The sequence below is a fragment of the Bradyrhizobium sp. HKCCYLRH3099 genome, assembly GCF_051167855.1.
Classification (GTDB): domain Bacteria; phylum Pseudomonadota; class Alphaproteobacteria; order Rhizobiales; family Xanthobacteraceae; genus Bradyrhizobium.
Genome location: NZ_JBNPTW010000002.1, coordinates 536,797 through 559,731 on the forward strand (window position 1 = coordinate 536,797; position 22,935 = coordinate 559,731).

General features: G+C 64.3%; 20 protein-coding genes. 12 read left to right on the forward strand and 8 right to left on the reverse strand.

What is annotated here, in order from left to right; genetic code table 11:
- The first annotated feature begins 158 nt into the window (after window positions 1-158).
- Genes ACQR1Y_RS07915 through ACQR1Y_RS07925 form a run of 3 tightly spaced genes read left to right on the forward strand, consistent with a single transcriptional unit; the run spans window position 159 to window position 3,182 of the window.
- Entirely contained in the window at window positions 159-1,295 is a 1,137-nt protein-coding gene (locus ACQR1Y_RS07915) for an MlaE family lipid ABC transporter permease subunit (RefSeq protein ID WP_434876400.1), read from the forward strand.
- A gap of 3 nt (window positions 1,296-1,298) precedes the next feature.
- Entirely contained in the window at window positions 1,299-2,078 is a 780-nt protein-coding gene (locus ACQR1Y_RS07920) for an ABC transporter ATP-binding protein (RefSeq protein WP_434876399.1), read from the forward strand.
- A gap of 3 nt (window positions 2,079-2,081) precedes the next feature.
- Window positions 2,082-3,182, forward strand: coding sequence for an ABC-type transport auxiliary lipoprotein family protein (locus ACQR1Y_RS07925; RefSeq protein WP_434876398.1), 1,101 nt, complete (start codon window positions 2,082-2,084; stop codon window positions 3,180-3,182).
- A gap of 19 nt (window positions 3,183-3,201) precedes the next feature.
- Here the strand turns inward: ACQR1Y_RS07925 and ACQR1Y_RS07930 are convergent, their stop codons facing one another.
- Window positions 3,202-3,519, reverse strand: coding sequence for a c-type cytochrome (locus tag ACQR1Y_RS07930; RefSeq protein WP_434876397.1), 318 nt, complete (start codon window positions 3,517-3,519; stop codon window positions 3,202-3,204).
- 144 nt (window positions 3,520-3,663) lie between these two features.
- Here ACQR1Y_RS07930 and ACQR1Y_RS07935 point away from each other — a divergent pair, with 144 nt between their 5' ends.
- Window positions 3,664-4,377 (forward strand): helix-turn-helix domain-containing protein, encoded by a 714-nt coding sequence (locus ACQR1Y_RS07935; RefSeq protein WP_434859395.1) that lies wholly within the window; start codon window positions 3,664-3,666, stop codon window positions 4,375-4,377.
- Window positions 4,378-4,928: 551 nt separating this feature from the next.
- Complete coding sequence (locus ACQR1Y_RS07940; protein WP_434859396.1) at window positions 4,929-5,660, forward strand: Crp/Fnr family transcriptional regulator; 732 nt, start codon at window positions 4,929-4,931, stop codon at window positions 5,658-5,660.
- Between the two features lie 77 nt (window positions 5,661-5,737).
- Here the strand turns inward: ACQR1Y_RS07940 and ACQR1Y_RS07945 are convergent, their stop codons facing one another.
- Together ACQR1Y_RS07945 and ACQR1Y_RS07950 are read right to left on the reverse strand one after the other, a co-directional pair.
- A complete protein-coding gene (locus tag ACQR1Y_RS07945) occupies window positions 5,738-6,781 on the reverse strand; it encodes a TRAP transporter substrate-binding protein (RefSeq protein WP_434876396.1) in 1,044 nt (347 codons plus the stop codon).
- 14 nt (window positions 6,782-6,795) lie between these two features.
- A complete protein-coding gene (locus tag ACQR1Y_RS07950; RefSeq protein ID WP_434859398.1) occupies window positions 6,796-7,482 on the reverse strand; it encodes a GntR family transcriptional regulator in 687 nt (228 codons plus the stop codon).
- 341 nt (window positions 7,483-7,823) lie between these two features.
- On the opposite strand from ACQR1Y_RS07950, the gene ACQR1Y_RS07955 reads away from it, so the two are divergent.
- The 6 genes from ACQR1Y_RS07955 (at window position 7,824) to ACQR1Y_RS07980 (ending at window position 17,341) form a co-directional block, all read left to right on the forward strand.
- Window positions 7,824-9,911, forward strand: coding sequence for a molybdopterin oxidoreductase family protein (locus ACQR1Y_RS07955; protein WP_434876395.1), 2,088 nt, complete (start codon window positions 7,824-7,826; stop codon window positions 9,909-9,911).
- A gap of 170 nt (window positions 9,912-10,081) precedes the next feature.
- On the forward strand, window positions 10,082-10,348 hold the full coding sequence (locus ACQR1Y_RS07960) for a hypothetical protein (RefSeq protein WP_434876394.1): 267 nt from the start codon (window positions 10,082-10,084) through the stop codon (window positions 10,346-10,348).
- Window positions 10,349-10,734: 386 nt separating this feature from the next.
- Window positions 10,735-14,160 carry an acyl-[ACP]--phospholipid O-acyltransferase gene (locus tag ACQR1Y_RS07965; RefSeq protein ID WP_434876393.1) on the forward strand — a complete coding sequence of 1,142 codons (3,426 nt, stop codon included), beginning with the start codon at window positions 10,735-10,737 and terminating at the stop codon, window positions 14,158-14,160.
- On the forward strand, window positions 14,160-14,897 hold the full coding sequence (locus ACQR1Y_RS07970) for an esterase/lipase family protein (protein WP_434859403.1): 738 nt from the start codon (window positions 14,160-14,162) through the stop codon (window positions 14,895-14,897). The genes ACQR1Y_RS07965 and ACQR1Y_RS07970 overlap by 1 nt, the downstream gene beginning before the upstream one ends.
- A gap of 72 nt (window positions 14,898-14,969) precedes the next feature.
- A complete protein-coding gene (locus tag ACQR1Y_RS07975; protein WP_434859404.1) occupies window positions 14,970-15,749 on the forward strand; it encodes an enoyl-CoA hydratase/isomerase family protein in 780 nt (259 codons plus the stop codon).
- Between the two features lie 722 nt (window positions 15,750-16,471).
- On the forward strand, window positions 16,472-17,341 hold the full coding sequence (locus ACQR1Y_RS07980; protein ID WP_434876392.1) for a GNAT family N-acetyltransferase: 870 nt from the start codon (window positions 16,472-16,474) through the stop codon (window positions 17,339-17,341).
- Between the two features lies 1 nt (window position 17,342).
- Here the strand turns inward: ACQR1Y_RS07980 and ACQR1Y_RS07985 are convergent, their stop codons facing one another.
- From ACQR1Y_RS07985 to ACQR1Y_RS07995, 3 genes are all read right to left on the reverse strand, one after another.
- Window positions 17,343-17,705, reverse strand: a complete 363-nt coding sequence (locus ACQR1Y_RS07985; protein WP_434876391.1) for a VOC family protein — start codon at window positions 17,703-17,705, stop codon at window positions 17,343-17,345.
- An 87-nt stretch (window positions 17,706-17,792) separates the two neighbouring features.
- Complete coding sequence (locus tag ACQR1Y_RS07990; protein WP_434876390.1) at window positions 17,793-18,797, reverse strand: SDR family oxidoreductase; 1,005 nt, start codon at window positions 18,795-18,797, stop codon at window positions 17,793-17,795.
- Window positions 18,798-18,889: 92 nt separating this feature from the next.
- On the reverse strand, window positions 18,890-19,087 hold the full coding sequence (locus tag ACQR1Y_RS07995) for a hypothetical protein (protein WP_434876389.1): 198 nt from the start codon (window positions 19,085-19,087) through the stop codon (window positions 18,890-18,892).
- Window positions 19,088-19,092: 5 nt separating this feature from the next.
- Here ACQR1Y_RS07995 and ACQR1Y_RS08000 point away from each other — a divergent pair, with 5 nt between their 5' ends.
- Window positions 19,093-19,293, forward strand: coding sequence for a DNA-binding protein (locus tag ACQR1Y_RS08000; RefSeq protein ID WP_434876388.1), 201 nt, complete (start codon window positions 19,093-19,095; stop codon window positions 19,291-19,293).
- A 30-nt stretch (window positions 19,294-19,323) separates the two neighbouring features.
- Here the strand turns inward: ACQR1Y_RS08000 and ACQR1Y_RS08005 are convergent, their stop codons facing one another.
- Both ACQR1Y_RS08005 and ACQR1Y_RS08010 read right to left on the reverse strand, forming a co-directional pair.
- Window positions 19,324-19,752: a GlcG/HbpS family heme-binding protein gene (locus ACQR1Y_RS08005; RefSeq protein WP_434876387.1), complete on the reverse strand. Its 429-nt coding sequence runs from the start codon at window positions 19,750-19,752 to the stop codon at window positions 19,324-19,326.
- A 166-nt stretch (window positions 19,753-19,918) separates the two neighbouring features.
- Window positions 19,919-22,873: an FAD-binding and (Fe-S)-binding domain-containing protein gene (locus tag ACQR1Y_RS08010; protein WP_434876386.1), complete on the reverse strand. Its 2,955-nt coding sequence runs from the start codon at window positions 22,871-22,873 to the stop codon at window positions 19,919-19,921.
- Window positions 22,874-22,935 lie beyond the last annotated feature (62 nt).

Consider the following 22,935-nt stretch of genomic DNA (forward strand, 5'->3'; position numbering starts at 1 on the left):
TTTGTCCTCCGCCGAATTCAATGTAGAACCTGGGGGTGCCAGAGGCTTGATCTCGCTCAACCCTGAGCGTCTCGCCGTTTGACGCAGATCAAGCGAGACGGTTCTGCGAGTTCTAGGAACGAGCGTGCGTCGGCTCGCCGACTGAGGGAGACGTTCAATTGCGTGCGCATCCGGGACTGACCGCTGCTTCGTCGCAGGAGGTGCTCGAACTCCGTCCCAGCGGATCGTGGGTGTCCCTCAATGTCACAGAACTCGAAAGCCTGACGGACTCAGTAGATAGCGGTATCGATGGAGCCAAGGCCGTCAAGCTCGATCTCGCTGCTGTCAGCGAGATCGATACCGTCGGCGCTTGGCTGCTCGAGAAACTCAGCCGCCGCGCCACCATTGGCGGAAAACAGGTCGAAGTCACCGGCATTGCCGACAACTATGCCGGCCTCGTCGAAGAGGTGCGGCAGGTCAACCGGCGCGTGATCGAGCCGGTACCGAAGCAGAATCCGATTGTTGCCAAGCTGACCGATCTCGGCCGCTCCTCTCTGGGCGCATCCAAGGACGTGACGGTGTTCCTGGACATGCTGGCCGCGCTGTCCTTTGCCTTGCTTCGCACCTTGCGCCGGCCACGATCGCTGCGCGTCACCTCTCTCGTCTATCAGATGTATCGGATCGGCTGGCAGGCGATCCCCATTGTCATATTGATCACCTTCTTGATCGGCGCGATCATCGCTCAGCAGGGCATCTTCCACTTTCGACGCTTCGGTGCGGAATCCTATGTCGTCGACATGGTCGGCATCTTGGTCTTGCGGGAGCTCGGCGTTCTCATTGTCGCGATCATGGTCGCCGGCCGATCAGGAAGTGCGTACACGGCCGAACTCGGATCGATGAAGATGCGCGAGGAGATCGACGCCCTGGTCACGATGGGGCTCGATCCCGTCGAGGTGCTGATTCTGCCTCGCATCGTCGCATTGATCCTGACCTTACCGATCTTGTCCTTCATCGGTTCGATGGCGGGTCTGTACGGCGGGGGCCTGGTGGCTCAGCTCTACGGTGGCATGGCGTCCGAGATATTCATCGCCAGGCTGCATGATGCGATCTCGGTCACGCATTTCGAGGTCGGGATCCTGAAGGCGCCGTTCATGGCCTTGGTGATTGGCATCATCGCATGCAGCGAAGGCCTTCGGGTCAAAGGCAGCGCCGAATCGCTGGGGCAGCAGACGACGACGTCCGTGGTGAAATCGATCTTTCTCGTCATCGTGCTGGATGGATTGTTCGCCGTCTTCTTTGCATCGATCGGGATGTAGCCGATGGATGATCTCGACGTGTCCAGCGCGATCCGCGTCACCGATCTCGTGGTTGGATTTGGCCGGCAGGTCGTTCTCAACGAACTGTCTTTGGACGTCCGCCGCGGTGAGATTCTTGGGTTGGTGGGCGCCTCCGGCGGCGGAAAATCCGTCCTGATGAGGACGATCATCGGGCTCATTCCCCGCCGTAGCGGGACCATTGAGGTGATGGGTGTCCAGCTCGGCGGTGCAGAGGAGCGCACGACGCAGGACGTCGCGACCCGCTGGGGGATCCTGTTCCAGCAGGGCGCTCTTTTCTCCTCGCTCACGGTCAAGCAGAACGTGCAGTTTCCGCTGCGGGAAAACCTGCAGATGTCGCAGAGCCTGATGGACGAGATCGCAATAGCAAAGCTCGAGATGGTCGGTCTTCGGGCCGAGGATGGCGACAAGTTTCCTTCCGAGCTTTCGGGCGGCATGACCAAGCGTGCCGCGCTGGCACGAGCGCTCGCGTTGGATCCCGCCATCGTTTTTCTCGATGAGCCGACCTCCGGTCTCGATCCGATCTCCGCCGGCGATTTCGACGCCCTGATCAAGACGCTTCAGCAGACACTTGGCCTGACGGTGTTCATGGTCACTCATGACCTCGCCAGCCTCAACACCGTTTGCGATCGTGTCGCTGCGCTCGCGGGCGGAAAGATCGTCGCCATCGGCCCGATGAGCGATCTTCTGAGATCCGAACATCCCTGGGTCAAAGCCTACTTCCATGGCAAGCGATCCCAGATGCTGCAACCGAAAGTGAGTTGAGAGATGGAAACCCGTGCGCCATTCGCCGTCATTGGAGGCTTCGTGCTGGCGGCCATCGTCGCGATCTTTGGTTTCGTATACTGGCTCAACAACACCGGTGGGCTCGGGCCGCGCACAACTTATCGCGTTCAGTTCGAAGGATCGGTGCCGGGCCTGCTGGTTGGTGCCGCAGTTCTGTTCAACGGAATCCGCGTTGGGGAGGTGACGGAGCTCGGACTGGCGCCTGACAACCCTCGCCGCGTGAATGCGACGATCTCGGTGGCATCGGCCACGCCGGTGCGGGTGGACACGAAGGTGGGCCTCGAATTTCAGGGACTCACGGGCGTGCCTGTGATCGCCCTGGAAGGCGGGGCGTCTGGCGCCGCGGCGGCGGTGTCAACGTTGATCGCAGAGCAGGGGGCCGGTCAGAGCATGACGCAGGCTGCCCGCGACGCCTTGCGCCGTGTCGATGCCGTGCTGGCGGAGAATGCCGGACCGCTGAAGGACACAATCGCCAATCTCAAGACATTCTCTGACGGGCTCGCCAGAAACACCGGGAAGCTCGATGGCATCGTCTCCGGGCTCGAGAAAATGACCGGCGGCGGCACGCCGGTGCAGAAGATCACCTACGATCTGACGGCGCCGCGAGACGTCGGTCCCGTCGGCAGGACGATCAAGGGGCAGCTCGCGATCCCTGAGCCGACCGCGGTTGCGATGTTGCAGACGCAGCGCATGCTGTTCTCACCCATCCGGGAGGTCCCCGGCTTTGCCGAATTCCTCTGGGCCGACAGCATCCCAAAGCTCGTCCAGGCCCGGCTGATCGACACGTTTGAGAACTATGACGTGGCCCACGCGCCACTGCGCGCCTCGGACCTCGGCCAGCCGGACGTTCAGCTGGTGATCGATATCCGGCGCTTCCGCATCGATACCGAGGGCGGTGCCAAGGCGGACATCGGGCTGTCGGCGCGTCTGGTGGAAAAGAGCGGGAAGGTCGTCGCTTCGCGCTTGTTCGATGAGACGCAGCCGATTGCGCAGATCAATCCCACCGAGGCTGTCGCCGCCTTCGACGCAGCATTCGGCAGAGCCGCCAAGTCCATCCTTTCATGGACAGTTCAGGCGCTCTGATCCCGGGAGGTCCGAACGCTCATTCGAGGCTCTTGAGATACGACAAGAAATCGTTGATTTGCGGCGGTGTCAGTTCGAATTGCGGCATCGCCGGGTGGCCAGTGACGATGCCCTCCGCCAGCGCTTCCCCCAAGGTTTCCACGGGGTAACGGAGGTGCAATGTCCGGAATGGCGGAGCCGGCTCGAAGGGGCTGTCGCCGGTGCGGCCGATGGCATGGCACCGGGCGCAATGAACCTTTGCGAACGCCCGCCCGCGCTGCTCCGGCGTCGAAGCTGCGTATGATGGCGATGCGAGCGACATCGCCACGAGAAGATGACACCAAACGAGGCGTTGCATTCAAAATGTCCGCATAGGGAGGCTGCTGTTATTGGTCACGATAGGGCCCGCATTGTCGGTTCGTTTGATTTGAATCAATCGGAACTTGGCGCATCCGCTAGAATGCGGCCATTCCTCTTGCGCTTGGCCCTGCGGAGCCCCTGTATGAAGACGTCTCTCGTTGCAGTCGATTTCCATGGCCAAGCCTGCGCGGATTGTGCCGTGCGCGGTTTCAGCGTCTGTGCGTCGCTCGACCAGTTCGAAATGCGTGAGTTCGAACAGCTCAGCCGCAGAGCGCACTTCTCGACCTGCGAGACGATCTTTTCACAGGAAGACATGTCGTCCTGTTTCTACAATGTGTTGGACGGGGTGATGAGGCTGTACAAGCTTCTGCCCGACGGCCGCAGACAGATCGTGGGCTTCGCGCTTCCTGGCGATTTCGTCGGCATGACGACCGAGCAAAGGCATGGATTTTCCGCCGATGCGATTGGTCCCGTCACCGTGTGCCAATTCGCCAGGGGACCGTTCGGCCGATTTGCCGAGGACAAGCCGAACCTCCTGCGCCGGATGAACGAACTGGCCGTGCATGAGCTCAATCAAGCGCGCGACCACATGGTTCTTCTCGGGCGCCGGTCGGCCGAGGAAAAGGTCGCTACGTTCCTGGTCGGCTGGCGGGACCGGCTGGTCGAGCTGCGCGGCCCCTCCAACATCGTGCCGTTGCCGATGTCTCGTCAGGATATCGCGGATTATCTCGGCCTCACAATCGAGACGGTCAGTCGAACCTTTACCAAGCTGGAGCGGGAGGGGATCATCGCCATCCTTCCCGGCGGCGTATCGCTGCGCGATTCCGCACGCGCCGAGGCGCTGGCTGCCGCCTGACCATCCCCGCGGGATGTGGGGCGCGCCTCGGCATTGATCTGGATCAAAGACGGACGCGCGGGTGCTCGGGAAGAATGTCTCCAACTCAAAAATGGGGAGAGAGACATGCCGTTCGACGCCGTGATGGTCAGTGTTGCTGTGGTGGGTGTTTTCGTTGCCTTCGCTGCCGTTCTGCTGTGGGCTGATTCTCAGACAAAGCACCGTGCATGAAGCCGCAGCTTCCCGAGCAGGCCTACAGGTCCTCTCGACCAAGCGGGCATAGCCGCGCTGCAATAAGGCGTTCAGACTCCCCGCCGGACCACGTGCCGTCGGGGGACGTCTCGTTTTGACTTCTGCCGAGACGCCCGGCGTTGCATTTTCCTGGACAATCTGCCGATCTGCCGTATTCGGAAGGTGAGCGGAGATCGAGGGGCCGGCTATCGAAAGCCGATGGGATCGTCCTTGCCGGTGGACGTCGGCGCGACCGTCGTCCTCCGACATCGAGGGCGCACCACCAGCTTGCGACGCCACCCCTTGGCCGCCGGGGGATGCGGACGCCTGGGAGATGCGGTGTGACTGAGGAGAAGAGGGGCAGCGTTCGTTCGTCCAGCAGCGGCAAGCTGTCCGTATTGCGGCAGCATCCGATGTTCCGCGAACTCGAGGCCGATGCCCTCGATCAGCTCTGCCGCTACGCCAAGCCGACCTCCTTGAAGCGTGGCGCCACCATCTTCTCGAAGGGCGATCCCGGTTCGAGCCTCTATGCCGTGATCAGCGGGACCGTGAAAATCAGTGTTTCGTCGCCGGACGGCCGCAACGCAATCCTGAACCTGATCAGCGCAGGCGAGCTCTTCGGGGAGGTCGCCGTGCTCGACGGAAGGGAACGGACGGCGGACGCCACCGCCAATACGAACTGCGAGATCCTGGTGATCGATCGCCGCGAGTTTCTGCCGTTCGTGAAGAGCCAGCCCGTCCTGGCGATGAAGTTCATCGAGCTGCTTTGCGATCGGCTGCGCTGGACCAGCGATCAGGTCGAGCAGGTGATCCTCCAAGACCTTCCACGTCGTCTGGCCAGCGCTCTGCTCGGCCTGACGGAGAAGCGCAAGCTGGACCCCGCCAGCCGCACCATCGCCATCACGCAGCAGGAGATCAGCGAGATGGTCGGCATGACCCGCGAGAGCATCAACAAGCAGCTGCGTGCCTGGGCCGCGCGAGATTGGGTGCGGCTCGAGCATGGGGCGATCGTCCTGCTCAATCCAGAGCCGCTCCGCGGCTTGGCGGAAGCCGCCCAGCAAGAGGACGAGTAGGGCTGCTTCTGAACCGCGCCAAGTGTGTCGCTGTCTGGTGACGGAGCAGGGCAGGGCGCCCGCCGGCCCGATTCGGCCTACGCGATGTCCTGGATGCGTTTGATCATCTCTTGGTACTTCGGACCATACTTGTCCCAGACCGGCTTGACGGCCTTCTGGAACGGCGCTTTGTCGGCGATCTCAATGATCTCGGATCCTGCAGCCTTCGCCTTTTCCATCGCTTCCCGTTCATAGGCCTTCCAGAGGTCGCGCTCCTCGACCTGGGCTTCGCGCGCGAACTTCTTGATCAGCGCTTGATCATCGGTCGACAAGGTCGCCCAGGCTCGCTTCGAAAAGACGAGCAGCTCCGGGATCACGAGATGCTGCGTCAGGGAGTAGTATCGCGCCGCCGTGTATTGATTGCTGAAGACGTAACTCGGTAAGTTGTTCTCCGCTCCGTCGATCACCCCCGTCTGCAGCGCGCTGAAGACCTGTTCATAACTCATCGCGACGCCGTTGCCGCCAAGCGCATTCATCATATCGATGAAGATCGGATTGCTGATCACGCGGATCTTGAGACCCTTGACGTCCTCGACCCTTCTGATCGCCTTTTTGGTGTTGTAGATGCTGCGTGCACCCGAATTCATCCAGCAAAGCGCGACCAAATTGGCATTGGGATCGGTGCTGACACGATCGAGAAGGTCCTGACCTATCGGACCGTCCATCATCTTTTCAGAGTGCGCGATGCTCCTGAACAGGAACGGCATGTTGACGACGTTGACGTCGTCGACGATTGGTCCGAGCGAGCCGGCGCTGACACGCAGCATTTGAATAGCCCCGGTTCGGGTCTGTTCGATCGTGTCCTTCTCGCCGCCGAGCTGGGCGGACGGATACATCTGCATCGAAAGCCGGCCATTGGTCGAGGCTGTGAGCTTCCTGCCAAGATTCTCCGTCGCGACCACAGTGGGATAGCCCGGCGGCTGAACATCGGCCGCCTTGAACGCGGCCGTTGCTTGCGCGAGCGCATTCGAGACGGTCGGCAGGTTCGCAAGGCCCGCAAAGCCCATGCTCAATTTGACGAAGTCGCGTCTCTTCATGGCGCCGCTCCCACGGACATTGGCATGTGCTGCGACCGCGGCCAAGGCGCGGCTGCCTGTTAGCTTGGTTGAGCGAAGTATTCCGGGTTCAGCGTCTGAGTTTCAGAGATGTCGCCGAGGAGCCGTTCGAGATGACTTGCCATCGCCGCCCGGGCACCCTCCGGGTCGCGCCGCTCGATCGCTTGCAAGATCTGCTCGTGCTCGGCAACCACTTCAGCCATCCGTCCGATCTGCGGGAGGGTTAGCCGCCGATAACGGTCGACGTGCACCTTGACCTGCTGGATCAGCTTCCAGATCCCGGGATAACCGGCAACCTCGGCAATTCCAGCGTGGAACGATTCGTCGGCCTGATGGAAGGCCTCGCGGTCTTTGGCAGCGCAGGAATCGCGCTGGCGCTCGAGGGTCGTATGGAGGTCGAGAAGCTTGGTCGACGTGGCATGCTCGGCCGCCATGCGGGCCGTGGTCTCTTCGAGCGATTTTCGGATGATGATCGTCTCGGGGAGCGCAGCGACCGGAATGCGCGAGACGAAAATACCGGACTGAGGGAAGATTTCGACCAGTCCTTCATCCGCGAGTTTCAGGATGGCCTCGCGGACCGGGGTTCGGCTGACGCCATAGGCGGACGCGATCCGGGCTTCTGAGACAGGCTCGCCGGGCAGGCGCACAAGCGACACGAGTTCGACCTTGAGATCGGCATAGATGCGCGATGCAACTGTCGCGCCGCGAGGCCGGCTGCTGCGGCGCACACGTGCCGACACAGGGCGTGGCACAGGGGCCAATTTCCTTGGGCCTCGACTGGGCATCTGGCGTTTCCTAAGATTGATATATTAGTATATGAAACCGGTTTGACAACCCAAAAGGCCCGTTGCTCGACGAGTCCTTGTGCTGCGTTGCAAAGCCGGGATCGCGGGTTTTCGCTCGATCGTGCGGAAGACTTCGCCTTCTCTCGCGGTGACTGCGACCGAGGACATCGGTGGTGCAGCGAGTTCGCCTGCTCCCGCGCTATCCCTCGGCGCACGAATCTTGTTCATGCGAATGCCTCGCGAATGCTCTCGGCGAGAGACATGTTTGGTGTTACCAATCCCGCATGAACCAGCAGACCCGCCTCAATATCCGCCACTCCACCTGTCCGCACGATTGTCCCTCGGCCTGCGCGCTCGACGTCGAGGTGATCGACGAGAAGACGATCGGCCGCGTTCGCGGCTCGAAGCGACAGACCTATACGGCCGGCGTGGTGTGCGCGAAAGTCGCAAGATACGCCGAGCGCATTCATCATCCTGACCGCCTGATGCATCCGATGCGTCGCGTCGGCCCGAAAGGTTCGGGGCAATTTGCGCGCATCACCTGGGATGAGGCGCTCGACGAGACCGCCATGCGGTTTTCGGAGGCCGAGCGGGATTTTGGTGCTCAGTCGGTCTGGCCGTACTACTACGCCGGCACGATGGGCCTCGTCATGCGCGACGGCCTCAACCGTCTCACCCACGTCAAGAAGTACTCGCGGTTCTACTCGACCATCTGCGCCAATGTCGCCCGCGTCGGCTTCGCGATCGGGACCGGCAAGATTGCCGGTGTCGATCCGCGCGAGATGGCTTTGTCGGACCTGGTGGTGATCTGGGGCACCAATCCGGTGAACACCCAGGTCAACGTCATGACCCATGCCGCGCGCGCGCGGAAGGAGCGGGGTGCCAAGATCGCCGCGGTCGACATCTACGACAACGAAACGATGAAGCAGGCTGACATCAAGATCATCCTGCGTCCCGGCACCGACGGCGCATTTGCCTGCGGCGTGATGCATGTGTTGTTTCGCGACGGGCATGCCGACCGCGCCTACATGGCGAAGTACACGGATTGTCCGGATGAGCTCGAGGCGCATCTGAAGACACGAACGCCGGAATGGGCGTCGCAGGTCTCCGGCGTTCCCGTAGCCGAGATCGAGGCCTTTGCGAAGCTGGTGGGAGAGACCAAGCGAACCTTTTTCCGCCTTGGCTATGGCTTCACGCGCAGTCGAAACGGCGCGACGCAGATGCATGCAGCGTCCTGCATTCCCGCCGTGACCGGCGCCTGGCAGTATGAAGGCGGTGGCGCCTTCTTCAACAATGCCGCGCTGTGGCATTTCGACGAGTCGATCATCGAGGGACATGACGCGATCGATCATTCGACCCGCTATCTCGACCAGTCGCAGATCGGGCGCATCTTGACCGGTGATCGCGAGGCGCTGTGCGGCGGCCCCCCGGTCAAGGCGATGCTGATCCAGAACACCAATCCGATGACCGTTGCGCCTGAACAGGAACGGGTCCGGGAGGGCTTCGCGCGCGAGGACCTGTTCGTCGCGGTGCATGAGCAGTTCATGACAGAGACGGCGCTGATGGCGGATATCGTGCTGCCGGCGACGATGTTCATGGAGCACGACGACCTGTATTACGGCGGTGGTCACCAGCATATTTCCGTTGGCCCGAAGCTGATCGATCCCCCGGGCGAATGCCGTTCCAACCACGAGGTGCTGCAGGGCCTCTCGCGCCGGCTTGGTGCGGTTCACCCGGGTTTCGAGATGACGCCGCGCGAACTCATCGATGCGACGCTGAAGAAGAGCGGTCACGGCGATATTGCCGCGCTCGAAGCCGATGTCTGGCGCGATCTGCAGCCCGATTTCCGCACCTCGCATTATCTCGATGGCTTCGCGCATCAGGACGGCAAGTTCCACTTCAGGGCGGATTGGGCGCACCCGCCATTCGGCCGGGTCATGGGCAACCCTGAGCGCATGCCTTCGCTGCCGGATCATTGGGCCGTGACGGAGGAGGTCGATCAGGAGCATCCGTTCCGCCTCGCCACAAGCCCGGCGCGATCGTTCCTCAATACGTCGTTCAACGAGACCCCTTCCTCTCAGGCGAGGGAAGGGACGCCGTCGCTGATGATCCATCCTCTCGATGCCGCGCCACTCGGCATCGTCGATGGCGACCTGGTGACGCTCGGCAGTCCGCGCGGGCAGACGTCGCTGACGGCGCGGCTGTTCGATGGCGTTCGCCGCGGGGTGCTGATCGCCGAATCGATCCATCCCAACCGCGCTCATGCCGGCGGCCGCGGCATTAATACGCTCACGGGCGCCGATACCGTCGCACCGATCGGCGGCGCGGCCTTCCATGACAACAAGGTTTGGCTGCGGAAGTCGGTCGCGTAACAGTCAGAAAACACCAATAACTTCAAATTCTTGATGTCCCGGTGCGCGCTGCTTTCGCGCGCCGGGAAGATTTCGTTTACCCACCGGCGGGCTCCCTTGCGGATTTTTCTTGAGCGCCGCTCAAATCCGAGGTATTCGTTTTGAGCGATGCTCAAAACGGGAAGTTTTCAATGTCGGTCCTCAGCCTCTCCAGTCCGCGATTTTTGTCGACCTCGTCGGAAGTCTTGATGAACGGTTTGGCGCGCGCAGCGTCTCACCTGATGGTGGCGCGCATTGAGCGTATCGCCAACGCCTGTGATGTCGCCGGCCTGCTGGCGGCAAGACGCACACGGTGGAAAGCCGGCAACCAGCTCTATCGCGCCGCCGGCCGCGAAGGGCGCTGGCTCCGCCGCAGCAGCCTGTTCGGTTGCTTTCACTACCTCCGCGAACTGAGTTGACGGCTCAAATCCCCGGCTCCTGCGCAACGAAGCGGTCACCATGTCCTCACGTCTCACCTCATGCGTGCAGCTGTCCTCGCTCCGGATAAGCTTTTTGCACATGACCTTCGCAATATCGTTCGTGCTGGTCGGGGCTGGCAGCGTTGCGTTGCCGCTCGACTGGCCGCCACGCGGCGGGGCTCGTGGCGCTGGTGTGGTCCTCCTTCACGCTGGCCGACACGATGGCTTTGTTGTCGCGGCGTCCGCGGCGGAGCGGCCGATACGGCAGACCGGGACGGAGCGGCGCGTAACGCCGCGCCCGTGTCGGACGAGTGTCCATTTCAGCAGCAAGTTTTCAACCTCGCGCTATCGGCGGCACATGCGCCGCAACACAGCAGGAAACGACCATGATCAAGCAGTTGATGTCGTCGCGCCGCTTTGCTCCGCTGTTCTGGGCGCAATTCGCGTCGGCGCTGAACGACAACGTCCTGAAGAACGCGCTGGTCATCATGTTGCTCTACGGCGCCGTTGCGTCGCATGGCGATGCGCTCGTGACGGTCGCCGGTGCAGTTTTCATCTTCCCGTTCTTCATCCTGTCCGGTCTCGGCGGCGAATTGGCCGATCGTTATGTGAAGGGCGTCGTCGCACGCCGGCTGAAATTTGCGGAGATCTTCGCCGCCGGTTTTGCAGCGCTGGGCTTCTTCCTGCATTCGGTCCCGCTGCTGTTCGTCGCGCTCGGCATGTTCGGCGTCATCGCGGCGCTGTTCGGTCCGGTGAAATACGCGATGCTGCCGGACCAGTTGACCGTCGGCGAGCTCGCCACGGGCAATGCGCTGGTGGAAGGCGCCACCTTCATGGCCATCCTCATCGGCACGATCGCCGGCGGCCAGCTGGTCTCCGGCTCGTCGCATATGGGATGGGTCGCGCTCGCAGTGATCGGGCTTGCCGTGATCTCCTGGGCCTCGGCCTCGCGCATTCCGCACACCGCGCCGTCGGCGCCCGAACTGCGCATCACGGCCAATCCCTGGACCTCGACCTCGCATCTTCTCAAGTCGCTGTATGCCGCCCCGCGGCTGTGGGACGGCATGGTGATCGTGTCTTGGTTCTGGCTGGTCGGCGCCGTCGTGCTGTCGCTGCTGCCGGCCCTGGTCAAGGATGTCGTCGGCGGCACTGAGGGCGTCGTCACGCTGTGCCTCGCGATCTTCGCGATCGGCATCGCCATCGGCTCGCTGTTCGCCGCCAGCCTCAGCCACGCTCGCCCCAACCTGGCTCTGGTGCCGATCGGCGCGATCGTCATGGGCGTGCTTGGTCTCGATCTGTCCTGGGCGATTGCGACCACGGATACCGCGAAGGATGTCGCGCCGCTCGGCTTCATCGGCTCTTGGGCCGGAGCGCGCATGCTGATCGACTTTGCCTTGTTCGCCTTCGGCGGCGGCCTGTTCGTGGTGCCGGCATTCGCAGCCGTCCAGGCCTGGTCTGAGCCCAACGAACGCGCCCGTGTCATCGCTGCGGGCAATGTGCTGCAGGCCGCGTTCATGGTGGTCGGCTCGCTCGGCGTGGCCGGTCTTCAGGCCGCAGGCGTCTCGATCGCCTGGATCTTCTTCGGCCTCGCGCTGGCAAGCTTCGGCGCTGTCTGGTTCGTACTGACCAAGTGGGGCCGCGAAGGCGTGCGCGATTTCGGTGCGATGCTGTTCCGTGCGCTGTTCCGAACGGAGGTGCGCGGCCTGGAAAACCTGCCGCCGGTGGGCACCCGGATGCTGATCGCGCCGAACCATGTCAGCCTGATCGACGGTCCGCTGCTCCACGCCGTGCTGCCGATCGATGCGACCTTCGCCGTTGACACCGGCATCTCGAAGGCCTGGTGGGCGAAGATCTTCCTGAAGATGGTGAGCCACATCACGATCGATCCGACGAAGCCGCTCGGCGCGCGTGATCTGATCAAGCTGGTGGCGAGCCAGGAGCCGGTGGTGATCTTCCCCGAGGGCCGCATCACGGTCTCGGGCTCGCTGATGAAGGTCTATGACGGCACCGCGATGATCGCCGACAAGGCCGACGCCGTCGTCGTGCCCGTGCGCATCGAGGGCGCGCAGCGCTCGCATCTCAGCTACCTCAAGGACGGCCAGATCAAGCGCTCGTGGTTCCCGAAGGTGACGGTGACGATCCTGCCGCCGGTGAAGCTGAACGTCGACGCATCGCTGAAGGGCAAGACCCGCCGCAACGCCGCCGGCGCCGCGCTGCAGGACGTCATGATCGAGGCGATGGTCAAGAACGCGATGCTCGACCGCACGCTGTTCGAGGCGCTGGCCCATGCCCATCGCGACCACGACACCGGCAAGGTGATGATCGAGGATCCGCTCGGCACCAAGCTGACCTATCGCAAGCTGCTGCTGGGCGCGCAGTTCCTCAGCCGCAAGCTCGAACATGGCACCATGGTCGGCGAGAACATTGGTGTGTTGTTGCCGAACTCCGCCGGAGTCGCCGTCGTGTTCATGGCGCTGCAGTCGATCGGCCGGGTGCCGGCGATGCTGAACTTCTCGGCCGGCCCTGTGAACGTGCTTGCGGCAATGAAGGCCGCGCAGGTCACGACTGTGCTGACCTCGCGCGCCTTCATTGAAAAGGGCAAGCTCGACAAGCTGATCACCGCGATCGAGGGGCAGGCACGGCTCGTCTACCTCGAGGATGTGAAGACATCCGTCAGCGCCGTCGACAAGCTCAAGGGCATCCTCGACGGCACCAAGCCGCGCGTCGCCCGCAATGCCGATCATCCGGCCGTGATCCTCTTCACCTCGGGCTCGGAGGGCACGCCCAAGGGCGTGGTGCTGTCCCACCGCAACATCCTGGCCAATGCTGCCCAGGCGCTGGCGCGGGTCGATGCCAATGCTAACGATCTTGTGTTCAACGTTCTGCCGGTGTTCCACTCCTTCGGCCTCACCGGGGGCATGATGATGCCCATGTTGGCGGGCATCCCGATCTATATGTACCCGTCGCCATTGCATTACCGGATCGTGCCGGAATTGATCTACCAGACCGGCGCGACCATTCTGTTCGGTACCGATACGTTTCTCACCGGCTACGCACGATCCGCTCATGCCTATGATTTCCGCACCCTGCGGCTCGTCATCGCCGGCGCCGAGCCGGTCAAGGACCGTACGCGGCAGATCTACATGGAGCGCTATGGCATCCGTGTTCTCGAAGGCTATGGCGTCACCGAGACGGCGCCGGTGCTGGCGATGAACACGCCGATGGCCAACCGCGTCGGAACCGTCGGCCGCCTGTCGCCGCTGATGGAGTACCGGCTCGACAAGGTGCCGGGCATCGAAGAGGGCGGCCGGCTGTCGGTCCGCGGTCCCAACGTCATGCTCGGTTATGTCCGTGCCGAAAATCCCGGCGTGCTCGAAGCGTTGCCCGAGGGCTGGCACGACACCGGCGATATCGTCACCATCGACGAGCAGGGCTTCATCACGATCAAGGGCCGCGCCAAGCGTTTCGCCAAGATCGCCGGCGAGATGGTCTCGCTCACGGTGGTCGAGCAGATCGCCGCGAATTTGTGGCCGCAGGCCGCCTCCGTCGCGGTGTCGATCCCCGACGAGCGCAAGGGCGAGCGCATCGTACTGATCACGACGCAAAAGGACGCCGAGCGCGCGGCGATGCAGCGCCAGGCCAAGGCGCAGGGCGCGCCCGAGCTTGCAGTTCCGGCGGTCGTCATGGTGGTCGACAAGATTCCGCTGCTCGGCTCGGGCAAGACCGACTATGTCGGCGCCAAGGCGCTGGCCGAAGAGACTGCCAAGGCCGCGGCTCCGGAACGCGAGCCCGAGGAACGAGAAGTGGCGTGATGGCATCGCCGCGCCGATTTCGCCAGGAGCATGGCCCCCGCGACGCGGGGGTCGTCCTGCTGCATGGCATCGCCGGCCGCTCATTGATGCTGCGCCCGCTGGAAAAGCGACTGCAGCGCGCGGGCTTCGCCACGCTGAACCTCGACTATGAGAGCCGCAAGAAGCCGCTGGAGGAACTGGCTGAGGACATCCATCCCGCCATCAGCGACTTTGCCCACAGCCTCGACGGACCGATCCATTTCGTGACCCATTCGATGGGCGGGCTGCTGGCGCGCGTCACCATCGCCCATCACCGTCCACGGCGGCTCGGCCGCGTCGTCATGCTGGGCACGCCCAATGGCGGTAGCGAACTCGCCGACCGGCTGCAGAATGTCGGGCTCTACCGCGCCTATTTCGGTCCTGCAGGCCTGCAGTTGGTGACGACAAAAAGCGCAGCGCTCGCATCGCTGCCGCCGGCGGACTACGAGATCGGCGTGATCGCCGGAAGCCGCTTCCTCGATCCGATCTCCGGACTGTTTCTGCTGCCATGGCCCAATGACGGCCGCGTCTCGGTCGAGAGCTGCAAGCTCGCCGAGATGACCGACTACACGGTGATCAAGGCGTCGCATATGGGCCTGCTGGTGCACCCCACCTCGGTCCGGCAGACGATCGCGTTCCTGCGCGACGGCCAGTTCGAACCGGTGCGCCCGCTGCTGCGCGACGCCATCGCCGAGATCGGCCGCCGCGCGGCCTCCTGACGCAAGTTTTCCTTGCTCCCCGCCGCTATCCCGCGACAATCTCGCATTCGACAGCAAGCGACAGGCAAGGCGATGACCGATAACAGCGTGATTCTCGACAAGCGCGGGCAGGCCCTCTGGATCACCATCAACCGTCCGGAGAAACGCAATGCCCTCAACGGTGACGTCATCGCCGGGATCTCGCGCGGCTATCGCCAGGCGCATGAGGACCCTGAGATACGCGTCATCGTGCTGACGGGGGCAGGGGACAAGGCCTTCTGTGCCGGCGCCGACCTGCAGAACTCGGGCGCGGCCTTCGCGATGGATTTCTCGCGCCCCAATGTCGACTATGCCGATCTGCTCAGGCTGTCGCAGAACGCCACCAAGCCGGCGATCGCGCGCGTCGGCGGCGTCTGCATGGCGGGCGGCATGGGCCTTCTGTGCATGACCGACATGGCGGTCGCTGCCGATCACGTCATCTTCGGCCTGCCGGAAGTGAAGGTGGGCGTATTCCCGATGCAGGTGCTGAGCCTGCTGCAGAGCATGGCGCCGCCGCGGCTCGTCAACGAATGGGCGCTGACGGGTGAGCCGTTCGACGCCAAGGCCGCTCAGTCCGCAGGTCTGCTCAATCACGTCGTCCCGGCCGCCGAGCTCGACGCCAAGGTCGATTGGCTGATCGGCCGCATCGTCGACAAATCGCCGACGGCGATCCGCCGCGGCAAATATGCGATGCGCGCGATCGCCTCGATGTCGTTCGACGAGTCCATCGCCTATCTCGAAAGCCAGATCGCGCTGCTCGCGATGACCGAGGACGCCAAGGAAGGGCTGAAGGCGTTTGCCGAGAAGCGCAAGCCGGTCTGGCCGGGTAAGTAGTCTCGCCACTATCAATTCGGCGTCATTCCGGGGCGCGCGCAGCGCGAGCCCGGAAACCATACGCCCGATCGTGGTTATGGATTCCGGGCCCGCGCCTTTCAGGCGCGTCCCGGAATGACGCCGGTTGAGATGCCCGAGCGTTCCCAACATCTTTGCTGTCGTCAAACTGAACACATACATCCGCGATCTCGCGGCGCGTCGCGCCCGAGTTGTTGATCTGACATCCGCCCTCTGAAGAAGAGGGCGCAGGGAAGGCCGGGAGCTCGCCGCCCCCATGGCCCGCCTGCAGGAAGAAAAGCAGGCGGCAGTCACCACAGGTTTGGCCGCAACTTCCGGCCTTCCCTGCGCGATGGGCTTACGGCTTATACGTGATCTCCCTGGTGCGCCGGGCTTTCTGGCCACCATCCTCGCGCGAAGCCAAGCTTCGTCGTGAGTTGACATCAGCGTCGGGATGTCAGGACCACACGATTTCGCCGTCCGCCACGTCACCAGTCGTCTTGCGCAAACGCGCCTGATGCCGCGACGGCCATCGCATCAACGGTCCAACGCTCGTGACGATCGCGAGGCGCCCCTCTCGTGGGCCGTGACAGCGGAAAATGTGCGCCTGATTTGCCCGACGACACAACGGCCCGGAGGGTGCGACATAGTAACCCGACGGGCAAAGTCTCACTGCGTGAGCATTTCCTGCTGCGGATTGCGTGGGGCGGGACTACCATGACGCCATGACCTCACATCTTGCATTCGACGGCGATGGCCTAGCCATTCGCCCTATGCGCGCCGACGAGATTGCTCTCGCGGTCGACTGGGCTGCGGCCGAAGGCTGGAATCCGGGTCTCTCCGACGCGGCCTGCTTCGCGGCGGTCGATCCGCAGGGCTTCCTCGTCGCCGAGCTCAGGGGCGAGCCGGTGGCGACCGTGTCCTGTGTGAACTATGACGATCGCTTTGCCTTTCTCGGCTTCTACATCGTCCGTTCGGACATGCGCGGGCGGGGATACGGTCTGCGGCTGTGGCAGGCGGCGATGGCGCATGCGGGGGCGCGGGTCGTTGGCCTCGACGGCGTGATCGCTCAGCAGGACAATTATCGCAAGTCAGGCTTCGGCTACGCCTATGCCAACATCCGCTGTGGCGGGCGGCCCTCCGCCAGACCGGCCACGGTCGGGCCAGATCTCGTCGCGCTGGCGGACGTGCCGATGTCGCAGATCGAAGCCTCGGACGCGACCGTGTTTCCGGCGCAGCGACGCGCGTTCCTGCAGACCTGGATCGGCACGCCCCAGCACGTCGGTCGGGCGTTGGTCAGGGGCGGTGAGCTGGTGGCGTGGGGCGTGATCCGCCCCTGTCGCACAGGCTACAAGATTGGTCCGCTGGTTGCGGATCGTCGCAGCGATGCCGAGACTGTCGTTGCTGCGCTGCTGCACACGACGGGCGAGGGTGAGGTGTTCCTCGACGTGCCCGCAATCAATGCGGAGGCAGTGGCTCTCGCCGAAGGCCTCGGGCTCAAGCCGGTGTTCGAGACCGCGCGCATGTACACCGGGCCGATCGCGCCGCTGCGGATCGAGCGGGTGTTCGGCGTAACGACGTTCGAGCTCGGCTAACTCATGTGCCGAGTGGACGCGCGAAGCTCAGCTCGTGAGCGTCGGGATCGGTGAGGTGGAAATAGCGCTCGCCCCATTCCGCATCGCGCGGTGTGGTCGAGGGTGCGAAGCCGGCCGCCAGCGCCTTGGCATAGATGGCGTCGACGTCCCAGACATGGAAGATGATGCGGCCCCACCAGCTCCACTGCTTGTCCTCCGGCATCGTGATCAGGTTGAGATAACCCGCGCCGACGCGGAAGGTCGTGAACGGCGACTCCGCGCCGCCATAGGGGATATCGTCGAAGCCGAGCGCGCGATAAAAGGCGACCGCGCGGGCCATGTCGTGGGTGGCGATGGTGATCGCGCTGATGCTCTCGATGGTCATGGAGACTCTCCGGACCGGACTTGAAGCCGCGGAACAGAGAAACGCATTTGACTGGGGTCGCGCAAGGGCAGCATTGCGGCACGTGGCCTAACGCCACCGCCGCCGGGTCATTGTGGCCCCGAGCGCGAAGAAGATCGCGGCCCCGATCGCGACCGTCGCGGCCCGCGCGACGTCGCCCGGCACGAGCATCGCCTGCTGGGCCGCACCCTGGCTGAACGACCCGCGGGTGCGGTGCAGGCGCGTGACCGTGTGGTCGAGATTGTCGGTGCGGTCGGGCACCAGCGGCACATCGGTCTGCTGCCCGGCGATCGCCTTGGCGGCAAGATAGCGGTCGAGCAAAGCGGGCGCGACGGCATTGCCGAGGATCGTGAGCAGTGTGGGCCAGCCGATCCAATATTCGCGAAAGCCGCCATCGGCGACGCGGTAGACGGCGTCCGCGATCACCTCGGGTTCGACCGGCCGTCCCATCGGCCGCGGCGTGTGCGCGAGATGCGCGCGGGCCCAGTCGAATTGCGGCGTGTTGACCGCGGGAAGATCGACGATGCTGAGCGAGATGCGCGAGCGCTCGTGCATCAACTCGGCGCGCAGCGAATCGGTGAAGCCGCGGATCGCGTGTTTGGCGCCGCAATAGGCCGCCTGCAAAGGAATGCCGCGATAGGCGAGCGCAGAGCCGATCTGGATGATCCGGCCCTCGCCGCGCCGGCGCATCGAGCGCAGCGCCGCCATCGTTCCATGCACGAACCCGAGATAGGTCACCTCCGTGACGCGCCGAAATTCCTCAGGAGTGATGTCGGCGACGGTCGAGAACACCGTCTCCATCGCATCGTTGATCCAGATATCGACCGGTCCCAGCCGCTCCTCGAGCCGTTCGGCGGCATCGAGCAGGGCCTGCGCGTCTGCGACATCGACCGATTCATATTCGGCATGAACGAAGCGCGCCTGCAATTCGCGCTGAACGTCGCGCAAGGCATCCTCGTCGCGCGCGATCAGGCCGACACGATCGCCTGCTTCGCCGAAGCGCTTGGCGATGGCGCGGCCGACCCCGGCGGAAGCGCCGGTGATGATGACGGTGCGGGCTCTGATCCGAGGCATGTCCGGTTCTCCGTGCACCCCGTCGTACAAACGTTCTGCGGCCGGCAATGTTTCGGCCGCGAATGTCCGCTCCCGATGAACTCTTGTTAAGCTCAGCGATGCAGGCCGTCGCGCGTGTCCTCGGGAACCGGGACGACGTCGAAATCGTCTGCCGGTGCGGCGAGTGCCCGCTTCGACTCCTGATACGCATTGCCGTGCCTTGCCCGGTGATCACGATCTGCGCCGCTGCAGCGATCGAATCCGATGATGCTGATGTTGTGCGAGGCGCGCTTGGCCTCGTCGCCCTGCACGGAGGATGGCCGAGATCGCCAAAAAGGCGGGCCTCGACCAGGAGAGCATCTACAAAGCGCTCGTTGAGACGGGCAATCCGGAGTTTGGCACTGTCATGCCCATCGTCGATGCCTTGGGCCTGCCCCTATCGGCACGCAAAGCACCGAGCGACCCCGCGCCGAAACCGGACCGCACGGCATTATCGGGAGGGCTCGCGCGCCGGTGATCGCCGACGCGCGGTAACGCAACGACCAGCTCAGCCGGCATTCGCCTTGAGGCCGGCGGCCTCGATGCCGGCGATGGCGCAGATCTCGTCATTGTCGGAGGTGTCGCCGGAGACGCCGACCGCGCCGAGCAAAGTGGTGCCGTCCATGATCAGCACGCCGCCGGGCACCGGCACCATGCGGCCCTGCGCCAGCGTGTTGACGGCATCGATGAAATAGGGCTGCTCCTGGGCGCGCTGGAACAGCGCGCGTGAGCCGAGGCCGAGCGCGAGCGCGCCATAGGCCTTGCCATGCGCGACCTCGGCCCGCATCAGGCTGGCGCCGTCCTGAGCGACGGCGGCCTTCAGGCAGCCGCGCGCGTCGAGCACCATCACGGCGAGCGGCTTCAGTTTCTTCTCGACGCCCTTGGCGAGCGTGGCATCGAGGATCTTGCGGGCGGTGTCGAGCGAGAGGTCGGCCATGTCGGAGTCCTTTGTCGGTTCAACGAATAATGAGGTGGCTCTTGCCGTCATTGCGAGCGTAGCAAAGCAATCCAGGGGCCACGCATGAAACCCTGGATTGCTTCGTCGCTTCGCTCCTCGCAATGACGAACATCGAGATTGCGCTCCGCGGCTGCCAACGCTTGAACTACGCGCGGGGCTGCGCCCGATCCAGGCTCATCGCCAGGAGCTGCGCGGCGTGGACGGCGCCGCGGGCGGCGCCGTCGTGGATCTGGTGGCGGCAGGAGGTGCCATCGGCGACGATGAAGGTCGTGCTGTCAGCCTTGCGCACCGCCGGCAGCAGCGAGGCCTCCGCCATCTGCAGCGAGACCTCGTAGGTCTCGGCGCCATAGCCGAACGCGCCGGCCATGCCGCAGCAGGAGGACTCGATGGCCTCGACCGCGAGCTCGGGGATGAGCCGCAGCACCTGCTCGACCGGCTTGAACGCAGCAAAAGACTTTTGGTGGCAATGGCCGTGCAACAAGGCCTTGCCGGGCAGGGGACCAAGCGGCAGGGCGAGCCGGCCGCTCTCGGCCTCGCGCGCCAAGAACTCCTCCAGCAGCAGGGCGTGGGCGCTAATCGTCTTGGCCGTGGCGTCGTTGCGCAGCGACAGCAATTCGTCGCGCAGCGTCAGCAGGCAGCTCGGCTCCAGTCCGATGATCGGCACGCCGCGCGACGCAAACGGCGCGTAGGTGTCGACCAGGCGCTGCAGCTCCGACTTGGCTTCGTCGACGAGACCTGCGGAGAGGAACGTCCGGCCACAACACAGGGCGCGGCCGGCATCGGCCGGCTTGGGCACATAGACGCGGTAGCCGCCGGCGACCAGCACGCGCAGCGCGGCGTCGAGGTTCTCGCGCTCATAGACGCGGTTGAATGTGTCGCCGAACAGCACGACCTCGCGGCCGTTTTCTGGGCCGAACGCCTCGGCGTCGACGCGGAAAGTGTCGCTGCGGAACGCGGGTAGCTTGCGCTTGGCACTGATGCCTGCGACGCGCTCCATCAGCGCGCGCAACGGCGCGAATTGATTGCGCAGGTTCACCAGCGGCGCGAAGCGGGCGGCGAGATCGGCGTAGCGCGGCAGATAGGCCACGAGCCGGTCGCGTAGCGTGAGGCCATGCGTGCTTGCGCGCGCCGCCAGCACCTCGATCTTCATCTTGGCCATGTCGACACCGGTCGGACATTCGCGGCGGCAGGCTTTGCATGAGACGCAGAGCTTCAAGGTCTCCATCATCTCGTCGGAGGACAGCGCGCCGGAGCCGAGCTGGCCGGAGATCGCCAGCCGCAAGGTGTTGGCGCGACCGCGCGTGACATCCTTCTCGTCGCGGGTGGCGCGATAGGACGGGCACATCACGCCGCCGTCGAGCTTGCGGCAGGCGCCATTGTTGTTGCACATCTCGACCGCGCCCTGGAAGCCGCCGGCGGCGCCGGGATAGGCCGACCAGTCGAGCACGGTCTTGATGTCGTCGACGCGATAGTCCGGCGGATAGCGGAACAGCGTGCGGTCGTCCATCCTGGGCGGATCGACGATGCGGCCGGGGTTGAGCACGTTGCCGGGGTCGAAGCGCTGCTTGATCTCCTTGAAGTCGGCGACGATGCGAGGGCCGAACATCTGCTCGTGGAATTCCGAGCGCACGATGCCGTCGCCATGCTCGCCGGAATGCGAGCCCTTGTATTCGCGCACCATCGCGAACGCTTCCTCGGCGATGGCCCGCATCGCCTTGACGTCCTTCTCCAGCTTCAGGTTCAGCACGGGGCGAACGTGAAGGCAGCCCTCGGAGGCATGCGCATACATCGTGCCGCGGGTGCCGTGCCTGGCGAAGACGTCGTTGAGGCGCGCGGTGTAGTCGGCGAGATGCGGCAAGGGCACCGCGCAATCCTCGACGAACGACACCGGCTTGCCGGCTTCCTTCATCGACATCATCACGTTGAGGCCGGCGGCGCGGAAATCGGCGACGGCGGTCTGCAGCGCGGGCTCGGTGATCTCGACCACGCCGCCCCATTTACGTGGCTCGTTGCTCCAGGCAAAGCCGAGGTCGCCCATCAGCTCGCCAAGCTGCTTCAGCTTGGCGAGGTTTTCGTCTGTCGTCTCCTCGGCGAACTCCACGACCAGGATGGCGTCGGGGTCGCCGCGGACGGCCGCCGCGATCACCGGCTGGAACATCGCGATATCACGGCCTAGCCCGATCATGGTGCGGTCGACCAGCTCGACGGCGATCGGCTTCAGCTTGACCAGATGCTGGGCGGCATCCATCGCCTCGTAGAAGCTGCCGAAATGGCAGACGCCGAGCACCTTGGTGCGGATCAGCGGCCACAGCTTCAGCTCGATGCGGGTGGAGAAGGCGAGGGTGCCTTCCGATCCGACCAGCAGGTGGGCGAGGTTGTTGGCGGCATTGCGCGGCGTCAGGGCATCGAGATTGTAGCCGCCGACGCGGCGCTGCACCTTCGGAAACTTGTCGGCGATCTCCGCCGCCTCGCGCTCGCCGAGCGCCAGCATGTCGCGGAACAGGGCGCGGGTCTTGTCCGGCGCATTGACGTCGTTGAGATCGCGCGGCACCTCGCCGAAAAGCGCGAGCGTGCCGTCGGCGAGCGCGGCATCGATGGCGATCGTGTTGTCGCGCATCGTGCCATAGCGCAGCGAGCGGCCGCCGCAGGAATTATTGCCGGCCATGCCGCCGATCGTGGCGCGTGAGGCGGTGGACACATCCACCGGAAACCACAGCCCGTGCTTCTTGAGCTGGCGGTTGAGGTCGTCGAGCACGATCCCCGGCTCGACCACGCAGGTGCGTCCCTCGACGTCGAGCGAGACGATGCGGTTCAGGTGTTTGGAGAAGTCGACGACGATGCCTTCGTTGACGGTCTGGCCGCATTGCGAGGTGCCGCCGCCGCGCGGGGTGACGATGCGGCCGTCGTCGCGGGCGATGGCGAGCGCGCGCAGCGCCTCGTCCATGGTGCGCGGCACGACCACGCCGGCCGGGATGACCTGGTAGAACGAGGCGTCGGTGGCGTAACGGCCGCGGTTGAAACGGTCGAAGAAAACGTCGCCCGTGATCTCGGCACGGAGCTTCTGTTCGAGCCTGGACGGACCGGCTTTGGCGTTCGGCATGGTGATCCCTGATCAGCCCTGGTCGCGTCGCAGTTCACCGGGCCTTGCCCCGGTGTCAATCA

Bases quoted from the DNA above. Each gene is read 5' to 3' on its own strand.
- ACQR1Y_RS07920 (WP_434876399.1), top strand. From the start codon at position 1,299: ATGGATGATCTCGACGTGTCCAGCGCGATCCGCGTCACCGATCTCGTG.
- ACQR1Y_RS07925 (WP_434876398.1), top strand. From the start codon at position 2,082: ATGGAAACCCGTGCGCCATTCGCCGTCATTGGAGGCTTCGTGCTGGCG.
- ACQR1Y_RS07930 (WP_434876397.1), bottom strand. From the start codon at position 3,519: ATGCAACGCCTCGTTTGGTGTCATCTTCTCGTGGCGATGTCGCTCGCA.
- ACQR1Y_RS07935 (WP_434859395.1), top strand. From the start codon at position 3,664: ATGAAGACGTCTCTCGTTGCAGTCGATTTCCATGGCCAAGCCTGCGCG.
- ACQR1Y_RS07955 (WP_434876395.1), top strand. From the start codon at position 7,824: ATGAACCAGCAGACCCGCCTCAATATCCGCCACTCCACCTGTCCGCAC.
- ACQR1Y_RS07960 (WP_434876394.1), top strand. From the start codon at position 10,082: ATGTCGGTCCTCAGCCTCTCCAGTCCGCGATTTTTGTCGACCTCGTCG.
- ACQR1Y_RS07965 (WP_434876393.1), top strand. From the start codon at position 10,735: ATGATCAAGCAGTTGATGTCGTCGCGCCGCTTTGCTCCGCTGTTCTGG.
- ACQR1Y_RS07970 (WP_434859403.1), top strand. From the start codon at position 14,160: ATGGCATCGCCGCGCCGATTTCGCCAGGAGCATGGCCCCCGCGACGCG.
- ACQR1Y_RS07975 (WP_434859404.1), top strand. From the start codon at position 14,970: ATGACCGATAACAGCGTGATTCTCGACAAGCGCGGGCAGGCCCTCTGG.
- ACQR1Y_RS07980 (WP_434876392.1), top strand. From the start codon at position 16,472: ATGACCTCACATCTTGCATTCGACGGCGATGGCCTAGCCATTCGCCCT.
- ACQR1Y_RS07985 (WP_434876391.1), bottom strand. From the start codon at position 17,705: ATGACCATCGAGAGCATCAGCGCGATCACCATCGCCACCCACGACATG.
- ACQR1Y_RS07990 (WP_434876390.1), bottom strand. From the start codon at position 18,797: ATGCCTCGGATCAGAGCCCGCACCGTCATCATCACCGGCGCTTCCGCC.
- ACQR1Y_RS08000 (WP_434876388.1), top strand. From the start codon at position 19,093: ATGGCCGAGATCGCCAAAAAGGCGGGCCTCGACCAGGAGAGCATCTAC.
- ACQR1Y_RS08005 (WP_434876387.1), bottom strand. From the start codon at position 19,752: ATGGCCGACCTCTCGCTCGACACCGCCCGCAAGATCCTCGATGCCACG.
- ACQR1Y_RS08010 (WP_434876386.1), bottom strand. From the start codon at position 22,873: ATGCCGAACGCCAAAGCCGGTCCGTCCAGGCTCGAACAGAAGCTCCGT.